The 17294-nt window shown below is 73.3% G+C and carries 16 protein-coding genes; 9 read left to right on the top strand and 7 right to left on the bottom strand.

Features of this window, described 5'->3' with window-relative positions; translation table 11 throughout:
- Positions 1–133 precede the first annotated feature (133 nt).
- A complete protein-coding gene (locus WN71_RS18070) occupies positions 134–541 on the top strand; it encodes a VOC family protein (RefSeq protein WP_046582466.1) in 408 nt (135 codons plus the stop codon).
- A gap of 85 nt (positions 542–626) precedes the next feature.
- Positions 627–1697, top strand: coding sequence for an adenosine deaminase (locus tag WN71_RS18065; RefSeq protein ID WP_046582468.1), 1071 nt, complete (start codon positions 627–629; stop codon positions 1695–1697).
- Between the two features lie 6 nt (positions 1698–1703).
- On the opposite strand, the gene WN71_RS18060 is transcribed toward WN71_RS18065, so the two are convergent.
- Both WN71_RS18060 and WN71_RS18055 read right to left on the bottom strand, forming a co-directional pair.
- Positions 1704–2219, bottom strand: a complete 516-nt coding sequence (locus tag WN71_RS18060; protein ID WP_046582469.1) for a mycothiol transferase — start codon at positions 2217–2219, stop codon at positions 1704–1706.
- Positions 2220–2393: 174 nt separating this feature from the next.
- Positions 2394–3275: a LysR family transcriptional regulator gene (locus tag WN71_RS18055; protein ID WP_046582471.1), complete on the bottom strand. Its 882-nt coding sequence runs from the start codon at positions 3273–3275 to the stop codon at positions 2394–2396.
- A 161-nt stretch (positions 3276–3436) separates the two neighbouring features.
- Between WN71_RS18055 and mgrA the strand changes: the two genes are divergently transcribed.
- Positions 3437–4435, top strand: a complete 999-nt coding sequence (gene mgrA, locus WN71_RS18050; protein WP_046582472.1) for an L-glyceraldehyde 3-phosphate reductase — start codon at positions 3437–3439, stop codon at positions 4433–4435.
- Positions 4436–4707: 272 nt separating this feature from the next.
- Here mgrA and WN71_RS18045 read toward each other — a convergent pair whose 3' ends face one another.
- Positions 4708–5091, bottom strand: coding sequence for a nuclear transport factor 2 family protein (locus tag WN71_RS18045; RefSeq protein WP_046582474.1), 384 nt, complete (start codon positions 5089–5091; stop codon positions 4708–4710).
- 431 nt (positions 5092–5522) lie between these two features.
- Here WN71_RS18045 and WN71_RS18040 point away from each other — a divergent pair, with 431 nt between their 5' ends.
- On the top strand, positions 5523–5933 hold the full coding sequence (locus WN71_RS18040; protein WP_046582498.1) for a hypothetical protein: 411 nt from the start codon (positions 5523–5525) through the stop codon (positions 5931–5933).
- A gap of 64 nt (positions 5934–5997) precedes the next feature.
- The gene (locus tag WN71_RS18035) at positions 5998–8349 is read left to right on the top strand and encodes an FHA domain-containing protein (protein WP_046582476.1); all 2352 of its coding nucleotides are present in this window, start codon (positions 5998–6000) and stop codon (positions 8347–8349) included.
- On the opposite strand, the gene WN71_RS18030 is transcribed toward WN71_RS18035, so the two are convergent.
- Complete coding sequence (locus WN71_RS18030; protein ID WP_046582478.1) at positions 8305–9624, bottom strand: streptophobe family protein; 1320 nt, start codon at positions 9622–9624, stop codon at positions 8305–8307. The genes WN71_RS18035 and WN71_RS18030 overlap by 45 nt on opposite strands.
- Before the next feature lie 234 nt (positions 9625–9858).
- Between WN71_RS18030 and WN71_RS18025 the strand changes: the two genes are divergently transcribed.
- Positions 9859–10311: an ATP-binding protein gene (locus tag WN71_RS18025; protein ID WP_046582480.1), complete on the top strand. Its 453-nt coding sequence runs from the start codon at positions 9859–9861 to the stop codon at positions 10309–10311.
- Positions 10312–10416: 105 nt separating this feature from the next.
- On the opposite strand, the gene WN71_RS18020 is transcribed toward WN71_RS18025, so the two are convergent.
- Positions 10417–11271: a SigB/SigF/SigG family RNA polymerase sigma factor gene (locus WN71_RS18020; RefSeq protein ID WP_046582482.1), complete on the bottom strand. Its 855-nt coding sequence runs from the start codon at positions 11269–11271 to the stop codon at positions 10417–10419.
- 231 nt (positions 11272–11502) lie between these two features.
- Between WN71_RS18020 and WN71_RS18015 the strand changes: the two genes are divergently transcribed.
- The gene (locus WN71_RS18015) at positions 11503–11892 is read left to right on the top strand and encodes a helix-turn-helix domain-containing protein (protein ID WP_046582484.1); all 390 of its coding nucleotides are present in this window, start codon (positions 11503–11505) and stop codon (positions 11890–11892) included.
- Positions 11893–12071: 179 nt separating this feature from the next.
- Here the strand turns inward: WN71_RS18015 and WN71_RS18010 are convergent, their stop codons facing one another.
- A complete protein-coding gene (locus tag WN71_RS18010; protein WP_046582486.1) occupies positions 12072–12674 on the bottom strand; it encodes a ClpP family protease in 603 nt (200 codons plus the stop codon).
- Position 12675: 1 nt separating this feature from the next.
- A complete protein-coding gene (locus WN71_RS18005; protein ID WP_046582488.1) occupies positions 12676–13311 on the bottom strand; it encodes an ATP-dependent Clp protease proteolytic subunit in 636 nt (211 codons plus the stop codon).
- 459 nt (positions 13312–13770) lie between these two features.
- On the opposite strand from WN71_RS18005, the gene WN71_RS18000 reads away from it, so the two are divergent.
- Positions 13771–14253: a VOC family protein gene (locus tag WN71_RS18000; protein ID WP_046582490.1), complete on the top strand. Its 483-nt coding sequence runs from the start codon at positions 13771–13773 to the stop codon at positions 14251–14253.
- Positions 14254–14411: 158 nt separating this feature from the next.
- The gene (locus tag WN71_RS17995) at positions 14412–17108 is read left to right on the top strand and encodes a winged helix-turn-helix domain-containing protein (protein WP_046582492.1); all 2697 of its coding nucleotides are present in this window, start codon (positions 14412–14414) and stop codon (positions 17106–17108) included.
- Positions 17109–17294 lie beyond the last annotated feature (186 nt).

Here is a 17294-nt window from a genome sequence, read left to right as displayed (position 1 = left end):
GCCCCCCGGTTCCCACCGAACACCCCGCGGCAGCGGCCCCACCCGGACTGGCGTCCGGGAAGTTTTACGTATAACCTCACCCGTCATCCATCCCCCGCGCAGGTCGCGGGCCGCACCGTACCGAAAGGCCACGATGAGACGCGTCGCCCTGGTCACCCTCGTCGTCGACGACTACGACGAGGCGATCCGCTTCTACACCGAGGCCCTCGGTTTCCGGCTCGTCGAGGACGCCCCGCGGCCCGACGGCTCCCGCTGGGTGGTCGTGGAACCGGGCGCGGACGGGGCGGCCGCCCCGGGGCTGCTGCTCGCCCGCGCCAAGGACGACGCCCAGCGCGCCCGCGTCGGCGACCAGACCGGCGGCCGCGTCGGCTTCTTCCTGTACACCGACGACTTCGCCCGCGACCACGCCCGGATGACCGCCGCGGGCGTGACCTTCCTGGAGGAGCCGCGGCACGAGCCGTACGGCAGTGTCGCCGTCTTCCAGGACCTGTACGGCAACCGCTGGGACCTGCTCCAGCCGGCGCCCGGCACGGACGCGTAGCCCTCACAGCGCTCACCGGACCGCCGTCCCCGCTTCAGAACGACCCCTCCCACCCGTCCCGCACCCGCCGGAGAGACCACCGCCCATGACCGCGCCCCGCATCGACATCGACACCCTTCGCCGGCTGCCCAAGGCCGTGCTGCACGACCATCTCGACGGCGGGCTGCGCCCCGCGACCGTCGTCGAACTCGCGGCCGCGGTCGGCCACACCCTGCCCACCACCGACCCCGACGAGCTGGCCGCGTGGTTCTTCGAGGCCGCCAACTCCGGTGACCTGGTGCGCTACATCGCCACCTTCGAGCACACCCTCGCCGTCATGCAGACCCGCGAGGGCCTGCTGCGCACCGCCGAGGAGTACGTCCTGGACCTCGCCGCGGACGGTGTCGTCTACGCCGAGGTGCGCTACGCCCCCGAGCTGAACACCCGCGCCGGGCTCGCGCTGAGCGAGGTCGTCGAGACCGTGCAGGAGGGCCTGGCCGCCGGCATGGCGAAGGCGGCCGCCGCCGGCACCCCGGTGCGGGTCGGCACCCTGCTCTGCGGGATGCGCATGTTCGACCGGGTGCGCGAGGCCGCCGACCTCGCGGTGGCCTTCCGGGACGCCGGCGTGGTCGGCTTCGACATAGCGGGCGCCGAGGACGGCTTCCCGCCCGCGGACCACCTGGCCGCCTTCGAGCACCTGCGCCGCGAGAACGTGCCGTTCACCATCCACGCGGGCGAGGCGCACGGCCTGCCGAGCATCCACCAGGCGCTGCAGGTCTGCGGCGCCCAGCGCATCGGCCACGGCGTGCGGATCACCGACGACATCGTCGACGGCAAGCTCGGCCGCCTGGCCGGCTGGGTGCGCGACCGCCGTGTCGCCCTGGAGATGTGCCCGACCTCCAACCTCCAGACCGGCGCCGCGGACTCCATCGCCGCACACCCCATCACCGCCCTGAAGGACCTGGGCTTCCGCGTCACCCTCAACACCGACAACCGCCTGGTCTCCGGTACGACGATGACGCGCGAGATGTCCCTGCTGGTCGAGGAGGCCGGCTGGACGGCCGAGGACCTGCGCACGGTCACCGTGAACGCCCTCAAGAGCGCGTTCATCCCGTTCGACCAGCGCAACGCCCTCATCGAGGACGTCGTGCTGCCGGGGTACGCGCCGCTGGTCTGAGCCGGACTACCCGTTGGCGCGCTGCACCAGACCGCGCACATAGGCGGCCTGTCCGACGTGCTGGAGATCGTCGGACAGGACGCTGACCAGGCGCACACCCAGCGTCACCGGCGGGTCCCAGCGCTCGTCGACGACGCGCTCCAGGTCGGCGGCGGTGAGCCCGCGCAGGGCCGTGCGGCTCTGTGCGTGCACGGCGTCGTAGTAGCCGGTCAGCAGGTCGCCGGAGTCCACGCGCACCGCCGCGACCTGCTCCGGGGTGTGGCCGTAGCCGGTGTCGCGCGCGGGCAGGTCGAGGGCGAAGCGCTTCTGCCAGTCCTGCGACAGCCACACCTGGTCGAGGCCGAAGGCACCCGCGAGGTGGTCGTCCTGGACCCGGGTCAGATGCCAGACCAGCCACGCGACCGAGTTGGCGGCGGGGTCGGGACGGGCGCTCAGCCGGTCCGCGTCGAGGCCCTCGACCACGGCATGGACTTCTTCCTGGATGCGGCCGAAGCCGTCGATGAGGACGTCCTTTGCATGCATGGCTCCACCATCGCGCATCGCCGCGGCCGACGCGTGCGGAACACGATCCCGTCGGCCCGTCGGCCCGTCGGCCCGTCGGCCCGTCGGCCCGTCGGCCCGGCGCCCTCGACCCGTCGGCCCAGCGCCCTCGGCCCCTCGGCGGGAGCCCCCGGCGGGAGCCCTAGGCCGGCGTCCTCAGCCGCCGTCCGTCTCCAGCAGGGCCATCAGCGCGCGGGCGGCCGGGCTCATGCTCTCCGGCGGCGGCAGCAGCGCCACCGTGCGGTAGACCGTCTCGTCGGTGCCCTTCAGCGGCAGCGCGGTGAGCGAGGGGCGCTTGTGCCGGAAGTGCCGGGGGACGACCGCCACGCCGAGGTTCTCGCCGACCAGGTCGAGCAGGCTGTGCACGTCGTTCACCTCCAGGGCGACGGTACGGCGTACGTCCGCGGCGGCGAAGGCCGCGTCCGTGGTGCGGCGTGGGCCCCAGTCCGGGTGGAAGTCCACGAACACCTCCCCGCCCAGCTCCTCCACGGCGACGGCCGCCGCCGCGGCCAGCGGATGACCGGGGTGGCACAGCACGATCGCCGGCTCGCCGGTGAGCGCCACCGAGCGGAGCTGGTCGATGTCGCCCCGCGTCCGGTAGGCGAAGGCCAGATCGAGCCGTCCGGCGGCGACCTCCTCCGTGAGCGCGCCGGAGCCCGCCTGCCGCAGCCGGATCTCGACGTCCGGATGGCGCCGTCGGAACGCGGCCAGCAGCCCCGCCACGTCCACCCCCGCGATGCACTGCTCCGTGCCCAGCGCGAGCGTGCCGCGCAGCACGCCCTGCACCGCGGCCACCGCCTCGTGCGCGGCCCGCACCTGCGCCAGGATCCGCTCCGCCTCGGTGAGCAGGGCCCGCCCGGCCCCGGTGAGCGTCACTCGCCGGGTGGTCCGCACGAAGAGCGGGGTCCCGAGCTCCTTCTCCAGCGCCCGCACGGACGCCGACAGGCCGGACTGCGACACCATCAGCCGCTCGGCGGCCCGGGTGAAGTGCTGGTCCTCGGCGACCGCGACGAAATGCTGGAGATGGCGCAGCTCCATCCGTCGTCCCTCCTACGTCACTCTCGCCGGTCCGGATTCAGCACGGCGGCCGCTGAATCCCATCCGATTCTCCTGTTGGACCGCTGCCCACCGGGCGCGAAAGAGTAGGAAACGGTTTCCTGGAACCAGATCGTGATGTGCCCAACCCCTCTGGAGTCGCGTTGTACACCGCACACCCCGACCGCTACACCGAGATGCCCTACCGGCGCTCCGGACGCAGCGGCCTGAAGCTTCCCGCGCTGTCGCTCGGCCTGTGGCACAACTTCGGCCCCGACCGGCCGGTGGAGACCCAGCGCGCCATCCTGCGCCGCGCCTTCGACCTCGGCGTCACCCACTTCGACCTGGCCAACAACTACGGCCCGCCGCCCGGCGCCGCCGAGTCGGCCTTCGGCGAGGCGCTCAAGGCGGACTTCGCGCCGTACCGCGACGAGCTGATCATCTCCACCAAGGCCGGCTATCTGATGTGGCCGGGTCCGTACGGCGAGTGGGGCTCGCGCAAGTACCTGCTGTCCTCGCTGGACCAGAGCCTCGGCCGGATGGGCCTGGACTACGTCGACATCTTCTACTCGCACCGCCCCGACCCGGACACCCCGCTGGAGGAGACGATGGGTGCGCTGCACTCCGCCGTCCAGCAGGGCAAGGCGCTCTACGTCGGCATCTCCAACTACTCGGCCGAGCAGACCCGGGAGGCCGCCCGCATCCTCGGTGAGCTCGGCACCCCGCTCCTCATCCACCAGCCGCGCTACTCGATGCTGGACCGGCGCCCCGAGACGGAGGGCGTGCTCGACGCCCTGGACGAGCTCCAGGTCGGCTCGATCGTCTTCTCCCCGCTGGAGCAGGGCCTGCTCACCGGCCGCTACCTCGACGGCATCCCGGAGGACTCGCGGGCGGCGAGCGACAGCCCGTTCCTGAACTCCGACGCGGTGACCGAGGAGCTGGTCGGCAAGCTGCGCGCCCTGGACGACATCGCCAAGTCCCGCGGCCAGACGCTGGCCCAGCTGGCCCTGGCCTGGGTGCTGCGCGGCGGCCGGGTGACGTCCGCGCTCGTCGGCGCGAGCAGCGCGCGGCAGATCGAGGACAGCGTCGCGGCCATCGCCCACCTCGACTTCGAGGACGCGGAGCTCGCGCGGATCGACGAGGTCATCGGGTCGGGGTCGTAGCGTTCGGCGGTGTGCCGCGGGCGGGCGGCGGCGGTCGGGTCCACGGTGTGGCCGAGCCCCCAAAACCTCCGCCGCCTGCCGTCTGCCGGCCGGCGCCCGCCTGCTTGGTGGTCGAGTGCGGGTCCGCGGTGGCTGATCGCGCAGTTCCCCGCGCCCCTGAGGCGAGCGACGGCCAGTCCCCTGAAGGGGCGCGGGGAACTGCGCGATCAGGCCCCACCGGCCCGCAGGCGACAACACAAGGGGTGGGCCCCAAGGGGCGCGGGGACGGCGGCTCAGGCCGCGGCCGGCACCCGGTCCAGGAAGCCGAGCACGTCCTTGATCCGGCCGTCCGCGTCCAGGGTGATCACGTCGAACCCCGCGACGGGTGCCGAGCCGTCGGCGTCGCTCACCAGCTCCCAGGCGAACCGCGCCGTGTCGTGGTGCCCGTCGACGGCGCCGGTCAGCCGGAAGGAGAACCCCGGGAACTGCTCGTGCGCGCCACCGATCACCGACGCGATCGCGTCATGACCGCGAACCTCGGCGAGCGGGTCGGAGTAGCCGCCGTCAGGGGCCCAGGCGGCCGCGACGGCCCGGGTGACCTCCTCGGGTCCGGCGGCGTTCCACGCCTCGAAGTAGCGGGCGACGGCGCTTGCGTGGTGTTCGTTCCGTGCGGCCATGGGAAACCATCCTCCAGGGAGTCGTCGGGCGACGGATGTCGTGCGTTCCGGCCGTGGTGATCCGGTACGACAACCATGGCCGCCTCCGCCCCGCCCGGTCGATTACCCCCGAGGTCATGCCGCTGCCATCGAGGCCGTGAAGGCTCTCCCCGAGGCCGTGAAGACTCTCCCCGAGACCGTGCGGATCCCCCCGAGGCCGTGCGGCCCGCCCGGCCCGCTGTTCAGGGACCCGGACCCGTTCCGGCCGACCGCCCCGGTGAATATGCCAGGAGAGTGGCCGGAAAGTCGTGGTGACAGTGTTTCAGTCGTGAACATACTCGACTCTTAAGGCACTTCACCTCGAACGACGGGCGCCCCGCCCGGAACACCCGAGCCGCATGGAAAGCGAGGCCGACACCGGCAGGCGAGCCGGCCAGCGGGGGAGAGTGATCGTGCACGACGAATTCCTGTGTCATGTCACGGCGTACGGCGTCTGCGACGGCCGGCGCATCGGAGTACCGCTCGGCACCTATCGGGCGCCGACGTTGGCGCTGGCCCTGTGGTGGCTGCGGGACCGCGCCTCCTGGATAGCGGAACGCCTCGACCCGAATCCGGAGGACCCGCTGTACCCACCCAACTCGCTGATCCCGGTGGGTGAATCGGTACCCGACGTGCCCTGCGCCCTGCGCTTCTGGTGTGCGGACGACGCGCAACAGGAGCTGATCGCGGACGAGTTGGGGGCAGGCCGGCTGGTGCAGATCACCGTCGGCGACGAGACGACCGAGTACGAGCTGCTCGCCGAGTCCGTCGACGCCCTGCGGATGCAGCGCACGGTCCCGGCGCTCGTCCTGCCCGTGGCCTGAACCGCGACGGCAGGCGCGTACACAGCGGCGGGCGCATACAGGGGCGTATCGCTAGAATTCAGTCATGGCTGCCCGGCCCGTCGCGCCGACCGCTCCCGAGCTCGTGCTGGAGACCGAGACGGGCGCCATGCTGATGACCCCGGTGCGCGACTACAGCGTCGGCCGCGACCCGCGCTGCGACCTCGTCCTCGACGACTCCCGTGTCTCGTGGCACCACGCGGTGCTGCACCCGGACGCCGGCCGCTGGACGCTCCACGACGAGGACAGCACCAACGGCACCTACGCGGACGGCTGCCGTGTGCACGCCTGGGACGTCGGCCCCGGCAGCGTGATCCACTTCGGCAGCCCCGCCGACGGCCCCTGCGCCGTCCTGGTCAGCCCGGCACCGCACGCCCCGCGGCGACGGCCGACCGCGGTCTCCATGCCGGTGCTGACCGGCACCTTCCGGCAGCCCGCCACCGTGCGCCCGCTGCCCGCCCGGACCGTCCGCATCGGCCGGGCCGCCGACAACGACCTCGTCGTCGACGACCTGCTGGTCTCCCGTCACCACGCCGAGCTGCGGGTCCGCTCCGACGGCAGCTACGAGATCGCCGACCTCGGCAGCCACAACGGCACCTACCTCAACGGCCGCGCCGTCACCGGCCCGGACGCGGCCGACGTCGGCAGGGGCGACATCGTCGGCATCGGGCACCGCGCCTACTGCCTGGTCGGCGACGAACTCCAGGAGTACGTCGACACCGGTGAGGTCTCCCTCGACGTGCAGGACCTGACCGTCGCCGTCGACCGGGGCCGCAAGACCCTGCTCGACCACGTGTCCTTCCCGGTCGGCGAGAAGTGCCTGCTCGCCGTCGTCGGCCCCAGCGGCGCCGGCAAGTCCACCCTGCTGGGCGCCCTCACCGGCCAGCGGCCCGCCGACCACGGCACCGTCCTGTACGACGGCCGCGACCTCTACCGCGACTACGCCGAACTGCGCCAGCGCGTCGGGCTGGTCCCGCAGGACGACATCCTGCACGCCCAGCTCACCGTGCGCGCCGCCCTCGGCTACGCCGCCGAACTGCGCTTCCCGCAGGACACCGCGAAGGCCGAACGCCGCGCCAGGGTCGACGAGGTGATCCGCGAACTCGGCCTCGAACAGCGCGCCCGGCAGCCGGTGCACAGTCTCTCCGGCGGCCAGCGCAAACGCGTCAGCGTCGCCCTGGAACTGCTCACCAAGCCGTCGCTGCTCTTCCTCGACGAACCGACCTCCGGACTGGACCCGGGCATGGACCGCTCGGTGATGCACATGCTGCGGGGCCTCGCGGACGACGGCCGCACCGTCATCGTCGTCACCCACAGCGTGCTGAGCCTCGACGTGTGCGACCGCCTCCTGGTGCTCGCGCCCGGCGGCCGGGTCGCCTACTACGGCCCGCCCGGCGACGCGCTGGCCTTCTTCGGCTTCGCGGAGTGGCCGGAGGCGTTCGAGGCCTTCGAGCGGGACCAGGACCGGGACTGGGCGGGGGAGTACCGGAGCTCCCCCTTCCACCGGCGCTATCTCGCCGACGCGAGCGACCAGCCCCGGCGGCCCCGCCAGGGCCCGGTCATCATCACGCCGCCGCCCCGCGCGCGCAGCCGCGTGGCCCAACTGGGCACCCTGGTCCGCCGCTACACGGCCGCCCTCGCCGCCGACCGCACCTTCCTCGTCATCATGATCGCGCTGCCGTTCGTGATGGGTGCGATGGCCCGCGCGCTCGCCGGCGGCGCACTGACCCGGGAGACGGCGATGAACACGCTGCTCATCCTGTGCGTCGGCGGCGTGCTCACCGGCGCGGCCAACGCGGTGCGCGAACTGGTCAAGGAGCGCGGCATCTACCGCCGGGAGAGATCCGTGGGGCTGTCCCGGTCGGCCTACCTGATGTCCAAGGTGGTCGTCCTCGGCACGGTCACCGTGGTGCAGGCGGTGGTGCTCACCCTCGTCGCCCTGCTGGGCGTCGACCTGGGCGCCCCCGGCGGCACCGGGGTGCTGATGCCACCGCTGATCGAACTGTGCCTTGCAGTCGCCCTGTTGGCCTTCACCGCGATGACGCTCGGCCTGCTGATCTCCGCGCTGGTGCGCAAGGAGGAGGTCACCATGCCGCTCCTCGTGCTGCTGGCCATCGTCCAAGTGGTTTTCTGCGGGGCCCTGTTGCCGCTGCACGGCGTGCCGGGACTGGAGCAGCTGTCGTGGCTGGTGCCGTCCCGCTGGGCGCTCGGCGCGATGGCGGGCACCGTAGGGCTGTCCCGGATCGTGCCCGGCGACCTCACCACCGACCCGCTGCTGCGCCACTCGCCCGGCATCTGGCTCCTCGACCTGGCCATGCTGGTCGTGCTGTCGGCCCTCTTCCTCTACGTCGTCTCACGGCTGCTGCGGCGCCGAGAGCCCGCCATCGTGCGGGGCTGACCGCCCGCGCCCCTTGCGGTGCACCGCGCGGGCCAGCAGGCCGCCCACGAAGCCCGCGACCAGCCCCCACAGCAGGGCCAGGCCCACCGCCGACCAGATGTCGGGGCGCAGCAGCACCTGTCCGGACAGCCCGCCGCCCAGGTCGCCGACGCCGAGCAGGGACAGGCCGTAGTGTGCGTCGATCCGGCACAGCAGGCAGATCGCCAGCACCGTGAGGGCGAGCCCGACCGCCATGCGCACGGCGTGCTGCCAGGCGGGCGTCCGCGGCGGCGACCGTACGGCCATGAGGAAGGCCATCGCGAGCAGCAGCACCGCGTCCACCACCGGCAGCCACCACACCCGGCCGTCGTGGTCGGCGAGCGTGCTCAGGTTCAGCGTGGAGACACCCTTGGTGCGCAGCACCTCGTCCAGCAGGTGCGGCATCGGCAGCCCGAAGGGGCCGTCGACCCTGCCGTGCCAGGTCGCGCCCAGACCGATGGTGAAGACCGGCCACACCAGATTCGGCAGCCCCAGCAGGATCAGCGCCCAGGTCTCGGCGGCGTGCCCGCGGGTCGCCGACACCACGATCGCCGTCACCAGTCCGATCACCACGCAGACGAGCAGCAGCACGACCATCGCGTACGCCGCCGGGCGCACCGGCTCCTGGTAGCGCAGCAGCCGGGGCGGCAGCGGGGCCCCGCGCGCGACCAGCAGCGCCAGGACCAGCACCCCGGCCAGCCACAGCAACCCGAACAGCACGGTCTGCGCCAGGTCCGTCGTGAAGCCGACCTTCGGCTCGATGCCGAACAGCTCTCCCAGGTCGCCCAGCGTGCCGTTGCCGAGGTCGACCGCGAACGTCTGCCGGGCGCCCAGGCCCAGGCCGATCAGCGCGAGCAGCCACAGCACACCGATCCGCGCCGCCCAGCCGGCCAGCTCGCGTCCCTGGGCGACCGCCCGGTGGCGCAGCGGCCGCAGAAATCCCGCCCCGATCACCAGGGCCCCGGCCAGCGTCACCGACAGCGGGATCACCGTGATCCCGGCCTGGGTGCGGGCGAGACTCCCGGCGTTCCCGGAGAGCTGCACGGCGCCGCCCACGGCGGCCACCAGGGTCGCCGCGACGACCCGCGGGAAGGCGTTGTCCGGCAGATCGGCCGCGCCCGCCGCCCACAGCCCGAACGCGGCCACCAGCACCATGGTGAACAGGCCGGTCAGCGTGACAGCCAGGGCCCGCGCCCAGCCGTGGCGGGCCTCGGCCGGGGGGCGCGGGAGGGGCTCGGAAGGGGTGCGGGCGCTCACCCCTGCCACGCTAGGCAGCACCCCGCGAAGGCGCCCCCCGGGTGGGCCGTCCGCGTCCCCCGCCGGCCCGCGCCGGGCCGCCGTACGGCTGTGAGCTGGGCCTTCGTGGAGATGTGGGTCATACGGGAAGCCGGAGGACTGCGGCGCCCAGGTCTGGGTAACAGCAGTCTCGGGGGATGGGTGTGCCGGGACGGCGTTGGCGATCCGGCGGACCGGAGGGCGAGAGAGACACGCATGACAGAACATCTGGACGGGGCAGTGATATCGACCGGTTTCGACGTACCCGTGGAACCACTGCGGCGCGCGGCGCACTACACCGGCGAGCCCGGCTGCATCGCCGAGGCGCGCGCCTTCGCCGCGCGCTTCCTCGAGCAGCTCAGGACCGAGTGGTGCGCGCCCATCGACGCCCGCTCGGGGGAGGAACTGCTCCTCGTGGTCAGTGAGCTGGTCACCAACGCCGAGCGGCACAGCAACGGCCCGTACATCCTGGAGCTGGAGGGCACCGACAGCGCGGTGCTGGTCTCGGTCTACGACAGCAGCGTCGCCCTGCCGCGGCGCTTCCCGCGCGATCCGCAGCGGGTCGGGCGGCACGGACTGGAGATCGTCCACGCCCTGGCCGCCGACGTGACCGCGGAGCGCGTACCGGTCGGCAAGCGCGTGCGGGCGAGGCTGAGCCTCGCCCGCTAGTCCGGGCCTGATCGGGTGGTCCCGTCCTGATCGGGCCGGAAAGATCGGGTCCGAATCGGGTCGGAAAGATCGGGTCCGGCCGGCCCGGAAGCCGGACCTGTGGGATCAGACGCGGTCCAGCTCGCCCAGCATCCCCTCGCGCAGGCGCGCGATGATCCGCTTGATCAGCCGGGAGACATGCATCTGCGAGCAGCCGAGCAGCTCGCCGATCTCCGCCTGGGTGGCCTCCTCCACGAACCGCAGATGCAGGATCTGCCGGTCCCGCTCGCTGAGGCCGGTCATGAGCGGGGCCAGCGAGTGGAAGTCCTCCACCAGCCGCAGCCGGTCCTCCTCCACCCCGATGAAGTCGGCGAGCACGGCCTCCCCGTCGTCGGCTCCGTCACCGGTCAGCGCGGCGTCCAGGGAGGCGGAGTTGTAGCCGTTGGAGGCGAGCTGCGCCTCGACGACGTCGGACTCGGCGATGTTCATGAGCGTGGCCAGCTCGGCGACCGTGGGGTCGCGGTCCAGCCTGCTGGACAGCTCCTCGCGCGCCCGCGCCAGCTCGACCCGCATCTCCTGGAGCCTGCGCGGCACGTGCACCGCCCAGGTGGTGTCCCGGAAGAACCGCTTGATCTCGCCCACGATGTAGGGCACCGCGAAGGAGGTGAACTCGACCTCGCGCGACACCTCGAACCGGTCGATCGCCTTGATCAGGCCGATCATCCCGGTCTGGACGACGTCCTCCATGTCGTCGCCGCGGCTGCGGAAGCGGCCGGCCGCGAACCGCACCAGGGACATGTTCATCTCGATGAGGGTGTTGCGCGCGTACTGGTACTCCGGCGTGCCCTCCTCGAGTTCCGTCAGGCGCCGGAAGAACTGACGGGACAGCTCGCGCGCGTCACGCGGGGCGACGGTCCGCGGCTCCTGGATCCCCGGCAACTCGCTCGTGACACCCCTGTCACCTGCGGTGGCGGTGTTCATCTACCTCTCCCACGAAGATCACGATGTGACGTGTCTGCCTCTTCGGCCAGCATTCTGCCCGGCACGTGTGACGGTTTCGCGAAGGTCGGGTACCCGCGATGTGGCGGCTCATGCGTCGCAGGCGCACGCCAATTCGAATCGCCCTTCCTCTCTCGGCTGATTCTCCTCTGGGCGCAGAACGGATGCACTCCGCCGCCTTCCGTCTCGGCCCCGGGAATCTAGGCTTGGCACGTGACCTCCCAGCAGCCGCATCCCGTCCGTGTGATCCCTCTGCGCCCGGGGCCCGCCGGCCCCGCCGCCCCCCGGCAGGCGGCCCCCGAACCGCTGTGGCGCGACCTTCTCGGAGACGTCCTGCGCCGTGAGCGGCTCGCGCAGCAGCGCACGCTGAAGGAGGTGGCCGAGGCCGCCCGGATCTCCATGCCGTACCTGTCCGAGATCGAGCGCGGCCGCAAGGAGGCGTCCTCGGAGGTGCTCGCGGCCGCCGCCCGCGCCCTGGGCCTCGGCCTCGGCGACCTGCTGGCGCTGGCCCACGGCCGGCTCGTCCGGGTCACCAGCCGCACGGCCGCGCCCGGCCGCCGGACGACCGGAACGCCGTACGACGGACTGTGCCTGGCCGCCTGACGCGCGCGGGCCGGCGTCTCGCACGGAGGCGAGGCGCCGGCCCGGAGCACGGTCCGAGGGCTCGGAGGTCGGGAGACCTGGAGCTCAGAGATCCGGAGGTCGTGAGACCCGGAGCTCAGAGGACCGGAGGTCGTGAGACCCGGAGGCCGGGAGACCCGGAGGGAGCGCGCGGTGAGTGCTCAGAACGCGGCGAGGCGTCGGCTCAGCACCTCGTCGGCCAGGCCGTACCCCACCGCCTCCGCCGCGGTGAACACCTTGTCGCGGTCCATGTCGGCGCGCAGCGCGTCGACGTCGTGCCCCGTGTGCCGGGACAGCACCTCCTCCACCTGGGAGCGGATCCGCACCATCTCCTTCGCCTGGAGCGCCAGATCGGAGACCATGCCCCGGCTGCCGCCGGTCGCGGGCTGCCCGAGCAGCACCCGCGCGTGCTCCAGCACGAACCGCCGCCCAGGGTCGCCGCCCGCCAGCAGCACGGCCGCGGTCGAGGCCGCCTGGCCCACGCAGAAGGTGGAGATCGGCGACCGTACGAAGGTCATCGTGTCGTAGATCGCCATCAGCGAAGTGAACGAGCCGCCGGGGGAGTTGAGGTAGATCGCGATCTCGCGCTCCGGCTCGGCCGACTCCAGGTGGAGGAGTTGCGCGATGACCACGTTGGCGACGCCGTCGTCGATGTCGGTGCCGAGGAAGATGATCCGCTCCGACAGCAGCCGGCTGAACACGTCGTAGGACCGCTCGCCCAGCGGGGTGCGCTCGACGACGTTCGGAATGGTGTACGAGCCCATGTCAGAGCCCCGTCCGTCGCTGGGCGGACGGGCGGACGTCGGCCAGCGACTCCACCACCCGGTCCACCATGCCGTACTCCCTGGCCTGTTCGGCCGTGAACCAGCGGTCGCGGTCGCCGTCGCGGGAGATGGTCTCCGGGCTCTGCCCGGTGTGCTCCGCGGTGATCCGTTCGATGGTCCGCTTGGTGAACTCCAGGTTCTCGGCCTGGATCTCGATGTCCGCGGTGGTGCCCCCGATGCCCGCCGACGGCTGGTGCATCATGATCCGCGCGTTGGGCAGCGCGTAGCGCTTGCCGGGGGCGCCCACGCTGAGCAGGAACTGGCCCATGCTGGCGGCGAATCCCATGGCGAGCGTGGACACGTCGTTGGGGATCAGCCGCATCGTGTCGTAGATCGCGAGGCCGGCGTGCACCGAGCCGCCGGGGCTGTTGATGTACAGGCCGATGTCGGCCCGCGGGTTCTCCGCCGACAGGATCAGCAGCTGCGCGCAGACCCGGTTGGCGGACACCTCGTCGACCTGGGTGCCCAGCAACACGATGCGCTGGCCCAGCAGTTGGGCGGCCAGTTGGTCGTCGAAGCGGGTGGGCGGGGTGTCGCCCTCCTCCGCGCGCGGTGCGAGCGTGCCGAGTGCGGTCATGGGTGCTCCTCGTCGAGTCCGGGGCCGGTCCGCGGTGTCCGGGCGGCCCGGTGGATGCCGTCGCCTCCACTGTCGGCTCCGGCCGGCCCCAGGAGGAGTCCGCTCTGCCCGCGGCAGATTCGCCAGGGGCGAAGCTGCCCGCCCGCCCCGCGCGACTGCCCGCCCGGCCCGGCGCCACGGCGGCCGGCGCGGCGGCGCGGCCCGTGACGGAAGGGGCGGATGCCGGCGGGCGCGGACGACGTCGTCATGGGCGCGATGCCAGGCGCTCCGCTGACGGGGGCGGATCGGGTTGTCCTGCCGCCGCCGCGCCCTCGTGGCCGGTCGCGCACCACCCCACGCCCCTTCGGGGGCGCACTGTGCGCTGGAGGGTGGACAGGAGGGGCGGTGCGATGAGTTCCGTGGGGAGGATCGGTCTGTATCCGTGACTGAACCACCGTGCCACCCAGCCAGGAGGTCCCCATGCCCACCAGCGCCTTCACCACCTGTCTCTGGTTCGACGGCCAGGCCGAGGAGGCCGCCGAGTACTACGTCTCCGTCTTCAAGAACTCGCGGATCGGGCGGATCGGCCGCTTCAGCGAGGCCGGACCGGGCCCCGCCGGATCCGTCATGGCCGTCGAGTTCTTCATCGACGGCCAGAGCTTCGTCGGGCTCAACGGCGGCCCGCAGTTCACCTTCAGCGAGGCGATCTCCTTCCAGATCCACTGCGCCGACCAGGCCGAGGTCGACCTCTACTGGGCCAAGCTCACCGAGGACGGCGGCGAGCCCGGCCCCTGCGGCTGGCTCAAGGACAAGTACGGCGTGTCCTGGCAGGTCGTCCCGGACGAGCTCCTCGAACTGGTCACCGACCCGGACCCGGAGAAGGCCGCCCGCACCAGCAAGGCCATGTTCGCCATGGGAAAGCTGGACATGGCCGCACTGCGCCGGGCCTACGACGGCGAGTAGCCGGGCCTGCGAGGGCGAGTGGCAGGGCCTGCGAGGGCGAGTGGCAGGGCCCGCGAGCGGGAGTGGCCGGGCCCGCGCCGGGGGCCGGGCGCGCACCGCCCGCGCGGCCGCGGCCGTCCGCCGTTGCGGGCTCCCCCGCGGCGGGTGAGGATCAAGGCGTGGGCGATACAAAGGAGTCTCCTTCCGCCTCCCTCACACCGAGCGGTGACCCGCTGCTGGCGGCGCGGTTCAGCCGTCCCGTGCTGCCGCCGACCTATGTGCGGCGGCCACGGCTGATCGAGCGGCTCACCCAAGGCGTGCGGGGCCCGCTGACCCTGGTCAACGGAGCGGCGGGAGCGGGCAAGACGCTGTTGGTCGCGGACTGGATCAGCACCCTCGACGTGCCGGGCCGGACGGCGTGGCTGGCGGTGGAGCAGGAGGACAACGGGCCGGGCGTGTTCTGGACGTACGTCCTGGAGACCCTGCGCCACCACGGCCTCGCGTCGCCCGACGACATCGGCACCCCCGCCCGCCCCGGCGAGGTGGACCACTCCCTGCTGGCCCGGCTCGCGGCCCGGCTCAGCGACGGCGACGAACCGGTGGTGCTCGTCCTCGACGAGTTCGACCGCGTCGCCTCCTCCGCCGAGCTCGCCGACGAGCTCCAGTTCGTGCTGCGGCACTCGGACGGCGGGCTGCGCCTGGTCCTCGTCACCCGTACGGAGCCGCTGCTGCCGCTGCACCGCTACCGGGCTGCCGGCGAGGTCACCGACATCCGCAGCGCCGACCTCGCCTTCCGCCCGGAGGAGACCGCCGAGCTGCTCGACCGGCACGGCATGGACCTCTCCCAGGACGGCATCCGCGCCCTGAACGAGCGCACCGGCGGCTGGGCCGCCGGGCTGCGGCTGTGCATCCTCGCCGCCGAACAGGCCGACCAGCCCGAGACCTTCCTCAAGGACTTCGAGGCCGGCCAGAGCATCCTCGCCGACTTCCTGCTCGCCGAGGTGCTCGACGCCCAGCCGCCCGCCACCCAGGACCTGCTGCTGCGCAGCAGCATCCTCGACCGGATCCACCCCGACCTCGCCAACGCGCTCACCGGCCGCGACGACGCCGAGACCGTCCTCGCCGGGCTCCAGCGCGCCAACGCCTTCGTCGAGTCCACCGGCCACTCCTGGTACCGCATCCACCCGCTGTTCGCGGAGATCCTCCGCGTCCACCTGCGGGTGCGGGAGCCCGGACTCGAAGCCGAACTGCACCGCACCGCCGCCCACCGGCTCAGCGAGGCCGGCCTGCTCGGCGAGGCGCTGCCGCACGCCGCCGACGCGGGCGACTGGCAGCTCGCCGCCGACCGGCTCGTCGAGGACCTGGCCATCGGCAGGCTGCTCACCGGCCTCGACGCGGACCGGCTGGTCGCGCTGTTCGCCCGGATGACACCCGACGCCTCCGGGCCCGCCGTCGACCTCGTGCGCGCGGCCCGCGAACTGGCCGGCGGCGCCGTCGAGCGCGGCATCGCCCACCTGACCCGCGCCGAGACGGAGCTGCGCAAGGACGGCGCCGGCACCTCCGAGGCCCGGCGGTTCAGCTGTGCGCTGCTGCGCGTCCTGGCCGCCCGCATGACCGGCTCCGCCGACCTCGCCGAGACGGCCGCGCTGGAGGCCGAGGCGGCCCGTCTCGCCCTGCCCGCCGACCGGCTCGCCCAGCACCCCGAACTGCCCGCGCTGATGCTCACCGACCTGGGCTCGGCCCAGCTGTGGGCGGGCCGTTTCGACGCCGCCCGGACCGCGCTGACGGCCGCCATGCAGAGCGACCCGGGCTCCGCCACCGCCTTCCCGCGACACGAGTGCCTGAGCCGGCTGGCCCTGCTCGACCTGCTGCTCGGCTGGCCCGGACGGGCCGAGCAGCACGCCCGCAACGCCGTCGCCGAGGCCGAGCGCTCCGGCCTGCCGCCCGCCGCCCGCACCGGCATGGCCCGGCTCGTGCTGGCCGCCGTGGACCTGGACCGCGGTGATCCGGGCACGGCACGCGACCACCTCGACCAGGCGGCGGACTCGTCGGCCGCCCCGCACGACCCCCTGTACACCGCCGCGCTGGCCCTGATCCGGGCCCGGCTGCGGCTGGCCCAGGGCGACCCCGAAGGCGCCCTGCACACGCTGGTCGACCTGGAGAAGCCCTCCACCGTCGTCGAGCCGTCGCCGTGGGTGCGCGAGCGCGGCGCCGTGGCCGCGGCCTCCGCGCACCTCGCCGCGGGCCGCCCCCGGGCGGCGGCGCGCGTCTTCGAGGAACACCCCGCCGACGGCACGTCGAGCGTGGTGGCCGCGGCCTGCGTCCAGCTCGCCTGTGGCGCGCCCGAGGCGGCGGCCACGCTGCTCGACGGGCTGCCCGCCGGCCCGCACGACGGCCCGGCGATCACCGTACGGGCGCTGCTGGCACGGGCCCGCGCCGCGGAGCTGCTGGGCGACGACGGCACCGCTCAGCGGCTGGTCGCGCGGGCCCTGCACCAGGCGCGCCCGGAACGGCTGCTGCTGCCCTTCCTGGAGGCGGGCCCCTGGCTGCGGCCCCTGCTGCGGCAGCGGCCCCAGCTCACCCGCGGGCACACCTGGCTGCCGGTCTCCCTCGCGGGGCGCCCCCGCGAGGCCGGGCCGTCGCCGGCCGAGGCGGCGCAGAACCGGGCGCCCGTCGTGGTCGAAGACCTCAGCGAGCGCGAGCACGAGGTGCTCGAACGCCTGGCGCAGATGATGTCGACCGAGGAGATAGCCGCCGACCTCTACCTCTCGGTCAACACCGTCAAGACGCATCTGAAGAGCATCTACCGCAAGCTCGCGGTGACCCGGCGCGGCGAGGCCGTACGGCGGGCCCGGGAGCTGAAGCTGCTCCCGTAGCCGGTCACCGCGTACCCGGCACCACCGCCGCGGGTCCTCGCGCGGCGGTCACCTCCGTCGCGCATCCTCCGGGCGCCGGTCCTCGCCCGGCCGTCCCCGCGGCGCCCGTCCTCGCGGCCCCGGCGGGCCGTCCGGCCCGGCGGGGTCTCGCCCGGGTGGCGACGCCGGTGACGTCGCTCTGCGTGC

It is taken from the genome of Streptomyces mangrovisoli (assembly GCF_000974985.2).
Classification (GTDB): Bacteria; Actinomycetota; Actinomycetes; order Streptomycetales; family Streptomycetaceae; genus Streptomyces; species Streptomyces mangrovisoli.
Note: the sequence above shows the minus strand (reverse complement) of the source record. Positions and strands in the feature narration are given on the sequence as shown.